General features: G+C 44.4%; 12 protein-coding genes. 8 read left to right on the top strand and 4 right to left on the bottom strand.

Annotated elements, in window-relative coordinates; translation table 11 throughout:
- The first annotated feature begins 121 nt into the window (after positions 1-121).
- Genes ICN47_RS08775 through ICN47_RS08745 form a run of 7 tightly spaced genes read left to right on the top strand, consistent with a single transcriptional unit; the run spans position 122 to position 8,495 of the window.
- Positions 122-1,930: a methyl-accepting chemotaxis protein gene (locus tag ICN47_RS08775; RefSeq protein ID WP_216219557.1), complete on the top strand. Its 1,809-nt coding sequence runs from the start codon at positions 122-124 to the stop codon at positions 1,928-1,930.
- 42 nt (positions 1,931-1,972) lie between these two features.
- Positions 1,973-4,294: a chemotaxis protein CheA gene (locus tag ICN47_RS08770; RefSeq protein ID WP_216219556.1), complete on the top strand. Its 2,322-nt coding sequence runs from the start codon at positions 1,973-1,975 to the stop codon at positions 4,292-4,294.
- Positions 4,291-4,734 carry a chemotaxis protein CheW gene (locus ICN47_RS08765; protein ID WP_216219555.1) on the top strand — a complete coding sequence of 148 codons (444 nt, stop codon included), beginning with the start codon at positions 4,291-4,293 and terminating at the stop codon, positions 4,732-4,734. The genes ICN47_RS08770 and ICN47_RS08765 overlap by 4 nt, the downstream gene beginning before the upstream one ends.
- 24 nt (positions 4,735-4,758) lie before the next feature.
- On the top strand, positions 4,759-5,922 hold the full coding sequence (locus ICN47_RS08760) for a chemotaxis response regulator protein-glutamate methylesterase (RefSeq protein ID WP_216219554.1): 1,164 nt from the start codon (positions 4,759-4,761) through the stop codon (positions 5,920-5,922).
- A complete protein-coding gene (locus tag ICN47_RS08755; RefSeq protein ID WP_216219553.1) occupies positions 5,879-6,754 on the top strand; it encodes a protein-glutamate O-methyltransferase CheR in 876 nt (291 codons plus the stop codon). Before ICN47_RS08760 ends, ICN47_RS08755 begins: the two co-directional genes overlap by 44 nt.
- 1 nt (position 6,755) lies before the next feature.
- A complete protein-coding gene (locus ICN47_RS08750) occupies positions 6,756-7,886 on the top strand; it encodes an adenylate/guanylate cyclase domain-containing protein (RefSeq protein WP_216219552.1) in 1,131 nt (376 codons plus the stop codon).
- Positions 7,887-7,943: 57 nt separating this feature from the next.
- Entirely contained in the window at positions 7,944-8,495 is a 552-nt protein-coding gene (locus tag ICN47_RS08745; RefSeq protein WP_216219551.1) for a YqhA family protein, read from the top strand.
- Between the two features lie 83 nt (positions 8,496-8,578).
- Here the strand turns inward: ICN47_RS08745 and ICN47_RS08740 are convergent, their stop codons facing one another.
- Together ICN47_RS08740 and ICN47_RS08735 are read right to left on the bottom strand one after the other, a co-directional pair.
- On the bottom strand, positions 8,579-9,997 hold the full coding sequence (locus ICN47_RS08740) for a transporter substrate-binding domain-containing protein (RefSeq protein WP_255538979.1): 1,419 nt from the start codon (positions 9,995-9,997) through the stop codon (positions 8,579-8,581).
- Positions 9,998-10,056: 59 nt separating this feature from the next.
- Complete coding sequence (locus ICN47_RS08735; protein WP_216219549.1) at positions 10,057-10,731, bottom strand: DUF1345 domain-containing protein; 675 nt, start codon at positions 10,729-10,731, stop codon at positions 10,057-10,059.
- A 111-nt stretch (positions 10,732-10,842) separates the two neighbouring features.
- Here ICN47_RS08735 and ICN47_RS08730 point away from each other — a divergent pair, with 111 nt between their 5' ends.
- The gene (locus tag ICN47_RS08730; protein ID WP_216219548.1) at positions 10,843-10,980 is read left to right on the top strand and encodes a hypothetical protein; all 138 of its coding nucleotides are present in this window, start codon (positions 10,843-10,845) and stop codon (positions 10,978-10,980) included.
- A gap of 9 nt (positions 10,981-10,989) precedes the next feature.
- Here the strand turns inward: ICN47_RS08730 and ICN47_RS08725 are convergent, their stop codons facing one another.
- Both ICN47_RS08725 and ICN47_RS08720 read right to left on the bottom strand, forming a co-directional pair.
- Positions 10,990-12,687, bottom strand: coding sequence for a thiamine pyrophosphate-binding protein (locus tag ICN47_RS08725; protein WP_216219547.1), 1,698 nt, complete (start codon positions 12,685-12,687; stop codon positions 10,990-10,992).
- A 1-nt stretch (position 12,688) separates the two neighbouring features.
- Positions 12,689-13,606, bottom strand: coding sequence for a tripartite tricarboxylate transporter substrate binding protein (locus ICN47_RS08720; RefSeq protein ID WP_216219650.1), 918 nt, complete (start codon positions 13,604-13,606; stop codon positions 12,689-12,691).
- Between the last annotated feature and the right edge of the window lie 54 nt (positions 13,607-13,660).

Raw genomic sequence — 13,660 nt, 5'->3', positions numbered from 1 at the left:
CATTTTTTGGGCGTAGAACCGCGATTCCCTGAGAAAATTTGTTAGTATCTAAGGCAAGCTGGTATTGGCTTTTGCCCCCTTTAAAACCAGCCTAAAAATAAATCCAATTGGACGACACAACATGAGCTTAACGAATTCTTTCGCTAAATTAAATCTACGCACTAAATTAGTGATCGGATTTACATCGGTAGTGACATTTGCGGTAATTATCTCGGCGACGGCTTTTTATGGCCTCAATCTCCTGCAAGAGAATGCCCAGAAGATATATGACAAAGATTTGATTGGGATTTCATTACTAAGGTCTTTGAATCGCGATATCAATGTGATTGGCAGAACAGTCAACCGCATGACTCTTGCAAGCAACTTTGGTGATGAAGCTGGTGTTCAAAAGGGTAAAGAGGCGGTTACTAAGGTTAAGGCTGAGCTCTTAGTAAATTATGAAAAGACTAAAGGCACAATCATTCGCCCTGAATTAAGAGCAAAGATCGATGCAGTAGGCGCAACAATTAATGATTTCTATGTGCAAGTCGACAGCATTATTGCTGCACTAGATAACAAAGGTGGCGCAGCAGCAGCTTACAAAATTATTAGCTCCAAGGAGTATCAAGACGGCCTCGCTAAGGTGATGGGTGAGATTAAAGAGATTTCTGCAGTGAAGATCGAGGGCGCTGCCAAGAATATGGAAGCAGCTAATGCTGCTGCCGATCATATGAAATGGTTGATTGGTGTTTTACTGCTTGCAGCTCTCATCCTATCTCTGATCATTGTTACCTTGGTTAATAAATCGATTAATGATCCAATTACGAATCTGAAGAATGCCTTGGCTGACTTGGCTGCTGAGCGCCTCGATACCAAGGTGCATAACACCGACTACACCAATGAAATCGGTCAAATGGCTAAAGCCGTGGCTGAGTTGCAGGTGAGCCTGCAACATGCTGCTAAGTTGGCAGAAGCAGAGCGTGAAAATAACCGCATTGCTGGCGAAACCACCAAAGAGATTGGCGGCATTATTGCTGCTGCAGCTGGTGGTGACTTTACTGCTGCTGTAAAAGTTGAAGGTAAAGAAGGTTTCTTCTTAGATATTTCTAAGCAAGTAAACCAGTTGATTGAAACATCACGTAATGCATTTAGAGCCATCTCTAAAAATGCGACTAGCTTATCCGCTGCATCTGAAGAGTTATCTGCTGTCAGTACGCAAATGAGTTCTAACGCTGAAGAGACAAATGCACAAGCTGGTTCTGCTTCCTCTGCAGCCACTCAAGTCAGCAGCAATATGCAAACGGTTGCTACTGGGGTCGAAGAGTTGAGCGTCAGTATTCGTGAGATTTCTTCTAACGCTATTGAAGCCTCTGCTGTTGCAACCCAGGCCGTCAACGAAGCTAGACTCACTGGCGATACCATGACTAAGCTTGGTATTAGTAGCCAAGAAATTGGTAGCGTACTGAAAGTTATTTCATCCATTGCTGAGCAAACAAACTTGTTGGCCTTGAACGCGACGATTGAAGCGGCGCGTGCTGGCGAATTAGGTAAGGGATTTGCAGTTGTAGCCAACGAAGTAAAAGAATTGGCTGGACAAACTTCTCGCGCTACTGAGGAAATCGGCGGCAATATCGCCAATATCCAGCGGGATGTGCAGGGTGCGATTGATTCGATCGCCGCAATCTCTGGAATTATTAATAAGATTAACGATATTTCCGGAATTATTGCGAGTGCTGTTGAAGAGCAGGCTGCTACTGCCAACGAAATTGGCCGCACAGTTGCAGAGGCCGCTACAGGCAGTACAGAAATTGCCCGAAATATTGATTCCGTTTCAATGGTATCGAGAAACACGACAGAAGGCGCTAATAACTGCCAGCAAGCCGCTCAGGATCTTTCCAGGATGGCTTCTGAGTTGCAAAGCATGGTGAACAAGTTCAAGGTCGAAGGCTGAGATCGGAAGATAGATACCTAGGTCAATCTCTCCAATAGAGATATGGACAATAACGATCAAATCCTAGATGAGTTTCTGCTCGAGGCTGGTGAAATATTTGACCAGCTCGACATTGATTTCGTTCAGCTCGAGCAAACCCCTGAAGATAAAAAGCTGTTAGGTAATATCTTTAGGGCGATGCACACCCTAAAAGGAAGTAGTGGGTTCTTCGCATTTCATCGCCTGGAAAAAGTGGCGCATGCCGGTGAATCTCTATTGAGTAAATTGCGTGATGGAGTCTTCACCTTAAATGAAGAGATGACCGATATTCTTTTGGAGACGTCCGATCGTTTGCGCGCAATCGTAGATGGCGTACAAAAGCAGCGTCGTGAGCCAGAAGGCGACGACTCAGCACTTATTCAGAATTTAAAGTTTTTGACTGATGGTGGTTCTGGTATCACTAAGAGTGCACCAGCGCCATCTACTCCTTCCGCCCCTCCGGCTGCCTCTGCAGTAGAAGCAGTGATTGAGCCAGCCCCACAGGTTCTCCCTGAAAAAATTCTAGAAGCAGGTATTGCCGATCTAGAGCAAGATATTTTAGAAGTAGTCAAAGAGGTATCTATTGATGCAGCAGTCAATGAGGCCGAGAGTTCTAAAGAGTTGGCTGCTCCAGTAAAAGTCAGTGTTGAGTTGCTAGATAAGCTCATGAACTTAGTGAGTGAAATGGTTTTGGCACGTAATCGCCTGTTGTCATTTGCCAGAACGAGTGGTGACTTAGCATTCAATAACACCGTCAGACGGATCGATACTGTTACTCTTGAGTTGCAAGAGCGCATGATGAAAACGCGCATGCAGCCGATTAGTCAGGTCTGGTCAAAGTTCCCACGCCTGGTACGTGATATTGCTCAAGATTGCGGTAAAAAAGTGGAGCTAGTACAGATTGGTGCTGAAACAGAGCTCGACCGTACTTTATTAGAAGGTATTCGTGATCCACTAGTGCACATCATTCGCAATAGCGTTGACCATGGTATTGAACTGCCTGCTGAACGTATTGCAAAAGGAAAGCCCGAACTCGGTACAGTGAAGTTACGCGCTTTCCATGAGAATGGCATGGTAGTCATCGAGATTGCCGATGATGGTGCCGGTATCAATATTCCCTTGGTTAAACAGAAGGCAATACAGCTAGGCTTAGTCACTCCTGAGCGGGCTGCAAAGTTAACTGAGCGCGAAATTATTGATTTTATTTATTTGCCTGGTTTTTCTACTAAGGCTGAAATCACCAATTTATCAGGTCGTGGCGTTGGTATGGATGTGGTGCGAACCAACATTCAGGAGATTGGCGGAACCGTTGACATTGCTACTTCTGCACAAGGTACGCGCTTACGTTTGAGTATTCCTCTAACGCTGGCGATCATGCCAGCCGTATTTGTCCGTTGCAAGCAATATAGCTACGCTATTCCTCAGGTTAACGTGATCGAAATGCTTCGTTATGAGCCGCGTGAGGGCGTGCCAGGCGTTGAGGATTTCTATGGCGTTCCGGTTTTCCGTTTGCGCGATAAGCTAATCCCTTTGGTTTTCCTCAATTATGAATTGAAGGTGGATGATGTAATGCCACCGGTTGATCAGACTTTGAATATTGTGATTGTGCAAGCGGCCGGTATTCGCTTTGGTCTCGTAGTAGACGAAGTCTTGTACATGCAAGAGGTTGTCGTGAAGTCTGTTGGACCTTTACTAAAGGGCACCCCTGTTTATAGCGGTAGTACGATCCTTGGCGATGGACGTGTAGCCCTGATTTTTGATATCAATGCTATTGCTGTTCGCTCTGGAATTATTTCTAAGCTTACTGATAATCAATTTGAGCAGGATATCTCTGCTGCATTGGGTGCGAATAACGATTCACAACAAATGTTGATGTTTGATTTGCTGGGTCTAGAGCGCATGGTGATTCCATTGGAAACTGTCGACCGCCTAGAAATGATTTCGGCATCTCGCATAGACCGTCGAGGCAATGAAGCTGTTGTGCTCTATGGCAATAAGATTATGAGACTCATTTCTTTGGCACACTATGTAGAGGGTGCCACCCAGAAGAGTCTCTATGGCGATGAAACTGTGCCAGTTATCGTGCACTACCACCATGGTCAGCCAGTCGGCTTTATTGTCAAAAAAGTACATAACATTGTGAATGTGCCAACTCAGGTAGTGATGGTATCTCCGCCACAGCGAGGCATTATGGGTAGCGTGATCGTGAATGACTCTGTGATGAGTATTCTGAACGTTCAAGAAGTGCTTAATATGTCTGGTCTGGGTCCTCATCAGGAAGCGGGCTTGGCTGGTGATAGCTATGTAGATGCTGACGTCATCACCATGGATCGGGAGATGAAATGAACCGCGCCGGATCCTACGCCACTTTTTTTGTAGGCAATCTATTCTTTGGTATTCCAATTGCTGTTGGCGTTGAGGTAACAATGGGGCAAGAGATCACCCCTGTTCCTTTGGGCCCTAAGGAAGTTGCTGGGTTTTTTAATCTACGCGGGCACATTGTTACAGCGATTGATATGAGAACCCGTTTGAATATGTCAGTTGCCCCAAGCGGTACAGATTCACTCAGTATTTTCTTTCAAGATCAAGACCATTTGTTTGCGCTTCTGGTTGATCGGGTTGGAGACTTTACTGAAGTAACGGGCGATACCTTTGAGGAAACCCCAAGTAACCTTGACGCCAATGCTAGAGAGCTCATTGTGGGCGTTCATAAATTAGCCGATAAATTACTGTTGGTTTTAGATACCCACAAAATTGTTTCTGGTATCAATCTAGTTCAGAGTTAGTCTCTTAGCCTTTTTTAGGAAGTTGTGGATAAAGTACGCGTTCTGATTGTTGATGATTCTGCGGTAATGCGCAAAATTATTGCTAGTGCCCTACAAAAAGAGCCATCTATTGAGATTGCGGGTTTTGCTGCTAATGGACTGCAGGCGATCGAAGCCATTCAAACCTGTAATCCTGATGTCATGACCCTGGACATAGAGATGCCTGAGATGGATGGTCTGACGGCCCTTCGTGAGATCCGCAAAGAAAATAAATATTTACCCATCATTATGTTTAGCTCCTTGACGCATAAGGGAGCCCAAGCAGCTGTGATGGCCCTCACGGCGGGTGCAAGCGATTACGTAGGTAAGCCCGCAAATGCCACAGGCGGTATTGACGATGCTTTTAAAGTTCTGGAAACAGAGCTCATTCCTAAAATCATTGGTTTAGCTAAGCGTGTCAAATCTCGTAGGGAGCGAGAGGGGTTGAGCGCAAGTCCTCAAAAAACTGCCCCTTCTATAGTGGCTAAGCCACCCGTTATTCCTAAGCCTATTGCGCCAGTAAAGCCTATAGCTAGCTTGGCCTCAAAAATTAGTAAAGCAACTTCAGGTGTTCTGGCTAGGCCTGCCGAGGCGGTATGTATTGGCGTCTCCACCGGGGGTCCGGAAGCCTTGATGCAGGTATTTGGTGCTTTTAATGCACCCCTGAGTGTTCCTATTTTTATCGTTCAACATATGCCGGCAGACTTTACGGCATTACTAGCTGCGCGCTTAAGTACAACTGGGGTAATGACAGTTAAAGAAGCGCAAGAGGGTGAGATAGCCGAGCCTGGTGTAGCCTACATTGCTCCGGGCGGTTTTCATATGACTGTGTCACGGCCAGGAACAAAAACTATCATTCATTTAAATACCGAGCCCCCTGAAAATTCTTGCAGGCCTGCGGTTGATGTCTTGTTTAGAACGGCTGCAGAGGTTTATGGCAATCATCTGCTTGCTGTGATGTTGACAGGTATGGGTTATGACGGCCTCAAAGGATCCCAAGTCATCAAAGAAAAGGGTGGTCAAGTGATTGCACAGGATGAGGCTACGAGCGTGATTTGGGGGATGCCTGGCGCAGTCGTCCAAGCCGGCTTAGCCGATGGTGTTTTGCCGATTGACAAGATCACTGATGAAATTATTTTCCGAACCCGCAAAGTTCCAGCTAGTCGCTAGTATGTCTAAAGAATATCTACCGCAGTTTTATGTGATGTTAGAACAGCAGGTAGGAATTGCATTGGATGACACCAAGCAATATTTGTTGGAATCCCGCTTGATGCCAATTGCGGCGAAAAATGGCTTCCCCGATGTGTATGCCTTAATTAAAGTTTTAACGCAGAGTCCGGTAGGTCCATTGCATTGGCAGTCATTTGAGGCTTTAACGACGAATGAGACTTCATTCTTTCGGGATAAGCATGTATTTGAAGCTTTACGTAAAACGATTCTTCCTGAGTTAATTGAAGGTCGCAAGAAAGATAAAACCTTACGTATCTGGAGCTCGGCTTGTTCCGCTGGTCAAGAGGTATATAGCCTAGCCATGATGCTGAAGGAAGATTTTCCGATGCTCAATGACTGGACAATCTATATCCAGGCTACGGATATCTCTGAATTAATCTTAGAGAAGGCGAAGTCTGGGATCTATAGCTCAATGGAGGCACACCGTGGCTTAGATGCGCATTACTTGCATAAGTATTTTGATCATAGTGAAAGTGGCTCTTACCAAGTAAAGCCCGCCATTCGAAAAATGGTGAATTTTTCGCACCATAATTTAGTGGGAGCTTGGCCTTTTTATCCCAAGTTTGATTTGATCATGCTTAGAAATGTACTCATTTATTTCAAGCAAGACGCAAAAGATAAAGTCTTAGAAAAGATGCAGCAGCAATTGAATGGTAATGACAGCGTATTGATTTTAGGTGCCGCTGAATCCATCTATCTCAATGATCTGTACAAACTCGTTGCGCTCGACAAGATCTCTTATTACAAACCCAATACCTCCGTTAAGGTCTGATATGGAAAACCAAAGTACGACTACTGCGACAGCGGCGATTGAGATTGATCCGGTATTTGCCGCATTTTCGGTGCTCGTAGTGGATGACAGTAGAACCCTACGCAAGATATTAATTCGAGAACTGAACTCTCTAGGCTTTCATAATATTTTAGAAGCTGCTGATGGCCTTGAGGCAATTGAGGTAGTGAAGACCAAGCCGGTTGATTTGATGCTCTTGGACATGGAGATGCCTGAGTTAGATGGTTTGGGTGTTTTATCTCAGTTAAAGTCAGATGACGCCTATAAGGCCTTACCCATCATTGTGATTTCTGGTGCAGATCAATTTGAAAAAACCATTAAGTGTATTGAGATCGGTGCAGAAGATTACTTACCAAAACCATTTGACCCAATTCTATTGCGAGCCCGCATTTTTTCTTCTTTAGAGAAAAAACGCTTACGTGATTTGGACCGTAAGCACTTAGAAATGCTTAATCAAGAGAAGCAATTGCTAGAAGTTGAGCAAATGAAGACTGAGAAGTTGATGCTCAATATTTTGCCAAGACCTATTGCTGAGCGATTGAAGCGTGGAGAAAAGAATATTTCTGGAAGCTATCCAGACGTTACTATCTTATTTAGTGATTTGGTAGGTTTTACCAAAATGTCATCGAAGACCACAGCAACTGAGTTGGTTAAATTATTAAATGACTTATTCACACGTTTTGACGTTCGTGCAGAAGCATTGGGTTTGGAAAAAATTAAGACGATTGGTGATGCCTATATGGCCGTGGGCGGACTTCCGATTCCTCGCCCTGATCATGCCGCTCTATGCGCTGAAATGGCATTGGGAATGTTTGAGGATTTAAAGAATTTCAATCAAGAAAATAATGCTGAATTGAATATGCGGATTGGCATGAACTCTGGACCAGTAGTTGCCGGGGTGATTGGGTTTACGAAGTTCTCTTATGACCTATGGGGTAATACCGTTAATACGGCTAGTCGAATGGAGTCAACATCCCAGCATGGGCGTGTACAGGTTTCACCAAGCACTTATGAGGCCTTAAAAGACGCCTACGACTTCGAAGATGCAGGGCTAATGGAGTGCAAGGGCTTGGGCGAGATACGCACCCATTTGCTAGTTGGAAAAAAGGGCTAGTCCACCAATAGAAGCTGTTTTATTATTTTTAAATCGTAAATTGAAGGGTTTTAATTCATGTCTGAACATGTCAATAGTCAAGCGCATAAACCAGACCATGCTGGGCATTTAGAAGTCTTTGTTGAAAAGTTAATCTATAGAAGTCGCTGGATATTAGCCATCTTTTATCTCATCTTAGTAGCTACTCTTGCATTGGTGGCCATTAAGTTTCTTAAAGAGTTTGCACATTTCGCTATGATTTTTTGGAATGCATCGGAAGCGGAATTTGTCACTGGAGTTTTAGAGATTGTCGATAAGACCTTACTTGGAAACCTCCTTATCCTCATCATCTTTTCTGGCTACGAAAACTTTGTTTCCATTATTGGCGCAGCTAAACATAGCGCTGATCGACCTAAGTGGATGGGTGAAGTAGATTTTGCAGGATTGAAATTAAAACTTATTGGATCCATTGTTGCTCTGTCAGGAATCAATCTCTTGGCGGCCTTCTTAGAAATTGACACAACTAATAAAGAAAATCTGGGCTGGATGGTGGGTATTCATTTAACGTTTGTAGTGACTGGCTTGATTTTTGCACTATCTGAAAAGTATATGGTTCATGATCATCATTGAAGTGTGAATATTGATTTAAGCTTTAGTTTTAGAAACCCTCTCTAGTGATAGTGAGGGTTTGTTATTTAGGTGCTTCTAAGCACCTATTTCTTGTTGGGCAACTCGAGCACTAATTTATAAGCCACTGAGTACTTATAGATATTGCTGACGTATTGCACGGTCTCATTCCCAATTCGTTCTGCGGCAATGCGCTCAACATTATCAAACCAGACATTCGGATTAAGACCCCGCTTACCAGCCTCAACGCGTAATTGCTGAATTCTAGCGGGGCCAGCGTTATAGGCAGCAAAGGCGAATAAGACTTTATTTAAATCCGTCATCTGCTCCTTGCTGTAATACTGATCAATGAGGTAGCGAATATATTTAATGCCACCATTGATGTTGTTGTTGACCTGGTCGATATCGCCAACCTTTAGCTCTTTGCCTGTTGCAGGCATGATTTGCATAACGCCGATAGCACCCACCTTGCTTTTCTTATTTTGGTCTAGGTGCGATTCTTGGTAGCCCTGGGCAGTCATTAGCAGCCAGTCAATTTGGTATTGGGCGCTGTATTTCTGGAATATATTTGCTAGAGCATGGAACTTTTTGAGCTCAGTAGGGTCGGTTGCATTTTTTACCCACTTTACAGACTTGAGATAAGTTTGTATTTTTTGATTGCCAAAACTGCTTCCCATCTTATTTTTATCGGTAAACGCATCCAGCGCCTTCTTTAGTTCTGGAGAATTTTTACGAAATCCAAAAGCAATATCGCCACCTTTGCTTAATACCAGGTTCTCATGAACACGTATGTTGGGGAAAATCTTCTTCCAAAAGTCTGCCAAGTAAAAATCACTGACTGTAATGGGAACTAGATTAGCATTCTCCATTTCCAGAATATCTTCTGTTTCAAAGATTCCAGGCGCATTTTGAATAATGACGGGTGGTTTTTTTTGTTTCAGTAATTCAACATTGAGTCGCTTAAGATTTTCTGCATAGCTAGTAGCGGGGTTAACAAATACAGTTTTCCCTGATAAATCTTCTATGCTGTTTAAATTAGGCCCCTGTGCTGATGTGACAATGACTTCTCTTACGCCGCTCACTATTGGGGTTGAAAATTCAATCAACTTTTTTCGCTCTGGAGTAACGGTAAGATCAGCCGCAATAATGTCCCCTTTGCCGGCTACTAAATCTGCAATGAGGCGATCGCGTGCAGTGGGTACAAAAATAAAATGAATTTTGAGATGTTTGCTAGCAACCTGCTTATTGAGATCCTGCTCAAATGCCGTCATCATGTCGTACATGAGGCCGCGTTGTTGGCCGCCTTTATCTAGAAAATAAAGTGTTTTGTTATAGGGCAATAGGACGCGCACAATTCTCCGTTTGATCATCCCATCTAAATCGCCTTTCCAAACGATTCTTTGGGCATCAATGGTGATTGGCTGATTGGGATTTGGTGAGGCAGTCTGGGCATGGACAGCCCATGACAATAGCAAACAGAGTCCCAAAACAGTCTTTTTAATCATTCCCCATTCCATCCCAATTTCCCTGACGCATTACTTGCTTTTGATTGTTTCTCTTTTTATCAACGATTTGGCAGGTCGTAGATTAGGTTAATTGTCATTACCAATAGGGTAGTGTTGAAGACAAACGCAATCCAACCCTGAATCATGGCTAAGTAACGCATTTTAAAACTAGCAATGTTGACGTCTGCAGTTTGGCACGTCATTCCCAGCACCATCGAAAAATATAAGAAGTCAAAATAGACTGGCTTTAAGGTTGCAGGAAAGAGTAGGGGCGGTTCTTTGGTGCGCCCATATTCCTGGTAATAGACATGGGCATAGTGCAATGCGAATGCGGTATGTATTAGAAACCAAGAGCTAATGTAGGTCAAAAGGACTAAACCAATTTGCATCAAGGTATTCCCAATGAGCAAAGATTTAGCTTGATTCATGATCATCACAATGACAACAATGCTGGTAATGGCCCCAAACATGGTGATGAGCAATATAAATGGCGCTCCATCGTCTTCTTTTTGAGAGAGGCTAGCGATATTTTCTTGGGTAGAAAAATACATCATGATGAGCGTTGAGAAGACATAAAGGCTACTAGCAATAATCCAAGATAAAGCCAGCCTTATCAAAGGCGAGGGAACCTCGGATAGTAAGAAAAAGGCTGCTAAGCCAACTAAAATTACCACCAACAGACGATGAGTAGAGCTGATGAGGTGCCAGTGTTGAGACCAGTGGGTTGCTTTCATAGTAGCCTTAGTATGCCCTTTAATGAAGGGCATTATCGCAAATACCCGGCCTATACCTATGTAGCACCCATATTTGAGATAATGACTAATAAATTATCGTAGGAGTATGCGTTGAATAAGAAGAAAATTGGTTGGCTTGCGGTATTGGGGCTATTGTTGTTGATCGCTTCTTGCGTAGCGGCTTACAACATTACAAAACTTCCAGAGAAAAATGTGAGCTTGCCCTCAACCCCGAATTACTCTGCTTAAGAAATGCGCTTAGCCCATCCATTGGCTAACGGGCGCAGCTGCATCTTGCAAGGGCTGGGAAATAATATCCACTAAAGCAGGTTCTCCACATTCAATAGCCGCTTTTAGGACTGCCTCAAGTTTGAGTGGATCATCAACAGTCCATGAGCGCACGCCATAAGCCTCTGCTACCTTGGCATGATTCGTGCGATTAAAGTCTACTGAGAAGTAGCGCTGATCGTATCCCGCTTTTTGGCTTGCTTTAATCCAGCCATAGACTGAGTTAGAAATCACAATCATTAGCACAGGTAATTTATAACGCGTGATTGTCTCTAGTTCGCCAACGGTAAATCCAAAACTACCATCTCCCATTACTGCAACGCATCTGGACTGAGGTCTGCCTACAGCGGCGCCAATTGCCGCAGACATGGCAAAGCCTAGGGCGCCATGAGCACGGTTGGTAATAAAGTGTCTGCCCGGAATATCGCTCATGAAATATGCGGAGAAGTAAGGGCACGGAGTCCCGGGATCTGCGCATACGATGGCATCTTTTGGTAAAAGCTTATTGAGGGTATGAACGATTTTTTCTGGAAGAATCGGCGCCTCATTACTATTGGCTAATTTGAGGAAAGATTCAAATTTCACGCTCTTTGCTTTAGCAACAACTGCCTTACCATCTACACAGTTACTGGTGCGCGATTGAAGGTTGCTGACTAAATAGCTATATAACTGCTCTAGAGTTAATTTGGCATCTCCAACTAAGCCAACCGCAGTAGGGTAGTTTGCGCCAATGGTTTCGGGATCGATATCGAGATGAACAATAGGAATAGATTTATTGGGGTAGCGCCAATTTTCAGTGGTAGTTGAGCCAGCACGACATGTAATAAAGAAGACCATGTCAGCACTATTGACGACATCTCTGGTGGCCATGACCCCACCATTTGCGCCAACAACACCAGCATTCAGGGGGTGAGTACCCGCTAAACTACCTTGACCGCTCACAGTGGTGCACACTGGGATATTGAGTAATTGCGCAATGCTCTCAAGAACCTGCTCAGCACCTGAATTGATGACACCACCACCACAGATCAAGACTGGACACTGAGCAGCGAGCAACAGTCTTGCAGCTTTTTCGATATCAGCGCTATTGGCAACGTAACGCTGGGCTGGATATTGGCAATGTTCTTTTTGAGCCCAAATATCACTCTGAGCAACATCGTGTTTTTGTACATCATGCGGTAGGCAGATATGAGTGCTGCCAGGCTTTCCTGTAGTCATGGCACGGAATGCATTTCTGACTGCAGAAGGAATTTGTTCCGCCAAATCGATAGTGGTATTCCATTTGGTCAGTGGCGCATATAAGGCCTGCTGATCTAGTTCTGTCAGCGGAAATTTTCCCCGTGAGGTGACGGGGACATCAGAGGTAATGCCAAGTACTGGTATCGAAGATTCATTAGCCTCTACTAATCCAGGCAATAGATAGGTAGCGCCACCGCCACTGGGCCCTTCGCATACGCCAACTTTATGGGTCACTCTTGCATAAGCATCGGCCATATAGCCAGCACTGCGTTCATCTCGAGTAAGAATATGCTGCATGCCGTGATCTAGTCTGGCTAAGGCATCATAAAAGGGCAGGCTGGTATCGCCGCATAATCCAAAAATATGTTTTACCTCGTACTGCTCCAGCATCCGGACCAGAGCCTCCGCACCATTCAACTTATCACTCATATCAATCTTCTAAATTCAGTTTTGTTGCTTTAACAAATTGTTGCCAACGTTCAAATTCTCTTTTGGTGTATTTATCTAGAGCGGGACCATCACTTGCCTGAACATCAAATCCCCCTTGGGATAATTTTGTTTTGACTTCGGGGTCATTGAGAACCGCTTGAAAGTCAGCAGTTAATTTTTTCACTGTTGCTGCCGGAGTTTCTGCTGGTGCAAAGGCGCCAATCCACGAGTAAGCCTCAAAGCCTGGATAGCCAGACTCTGCAACCGTCGGTGTTTTTGGAAGCTCTGGGAGACGCTGCGCGCCAGTCACTGCTAGCGGCTTGAGTTTATCTGCCTGTATTTGACCTTTGAGCGCGGCATAACTTAATAGTGTCATGCTCGCGGTATTGCTAACTACGGCAGCAATGGCCGGACCGCCACCGCTGTAGGGTACATGGAGAACAAAGATGCCCGCTTTTCGTTTAATGTCTTCCATCGCTAGTTGATTGAGTGATCCAACACCAGTAGATGCATAGCTATATAAGCCAGGGCTTTTTTTAGCGGCCGCAATAAATTCCGCTAAGTTATTACCAGGTACTGAAGGGTTGGCAGCAATGACTAAGGGGAAGCGAACCAATAAGCTAACTCCAACAAAATCTTTGAAGGTGTCATAGGGCAGCTTTGGTTTAACAATCGGGTTGATGGAGTGATTGTCAAAGCTAATCAGCAGGGTGTTTCCGTCTGGCGCTGATCTGGCAACATGCTGGGTAGCAATTTGACTGGCTGCTCCAGGGCGATTTTCAATAATGACAGGCCTGCCAATTCTTTCAGCTAGTTTTGTCTGAATGGTTCTGGCGGTAATGTCGGTGCTTCCACCTGGGGGAAAGGGTACGACTAAAGTGAGTGGCTTATCGCTTTGAGAGAACGCTGCACCGGACATGGCAAGTGTTGTCAAAGCTAGCGCAAGATATTTAGAAAATAGGTTGTTAGTGAT

It is taken from the genome of Polynucleobacter sp. AP-Latsch-80-C2, from assembly GCF_018882185.1.
GTDB lineage: Bacteria > Pseudomonadota > Gammaproteobacteria > Burkholderiales > Burkholderiaceae > Polynucleobacter.
The sequence above is the reverse complement of the archived record's forward strand: the minus strand, read 5'-3'. Positions and strand labels throughout refer to the sequence as shown.

Coding starts and splice junctions, on each gene's coding strand:
- ICN47_RS08725 (WP_216219547.1), bottom strand. CDS start 12,687: ATGAGTGATAAGTTGAATGGTGCGGAGGCTCTGGTCCGGATGCTGGAG.
- ICN47_RS08750 (WP_216219552.1), top strand. CDS start 6,756: ATGGAAAACCAAAGTACGACTACTGCGACAGCGGCGATTGAGATTGAT.
- ICN47_RS08755 (WP_216219553.1), top strand. CDS start 5,879: ATGAAATTATTTTCCGAACCCGCAAAGTTCCAGCTAGTCGCTAGTATG.
- ICN47_RS08740 (WP_255538979.1), bottom strand. CDS start 9,997: ATGATTAAAAAGACTGTTTTGGGACTCTGTTTGCTATTGTCATGGGCT.
- ICN47_RS08745 (WP_216219551.1), top strand. CDS start 7,944: ATGTCTGAACATGTCAATAGTCAAGCGCATAAACCAGACCATGCTGGG.
- ICN47_RS08775 (WP_216219557.1), top strand. CDS start 122: ATGAGCTTAACGAATTCTTTCGCTAAATTAAATCTACGCACTAAATTA.
- ICN47_RS08735 (WP_216219549.1), bottom strand. CDS start 10,731: ATGAAAGCAACCCACTGGTCTCAACACTGGCACCTCATCAGCTCTACT.
- ICN47_RS08770 (WP_216219556.1), top strand. CDS start 1,973: ATGGACAATAACGATCAAATCCTAGATGAGTTTCTGCTCGAGGCTGGT.
- ICN47_RS08765 (WP_216219555.1), top strand. CDS start 4,291: ATGAACCGCGCCGGATCCTACGCCACTTTTTTTGTAGGCAATCTATTC.
- ICN47_RS08720 (WP_216219650.1), bottom strand. CDS start 13,606: ATGTCCGGTGCAGCGTTCTCTCAAAGCGATAAGCCACTCACTTTAGTC.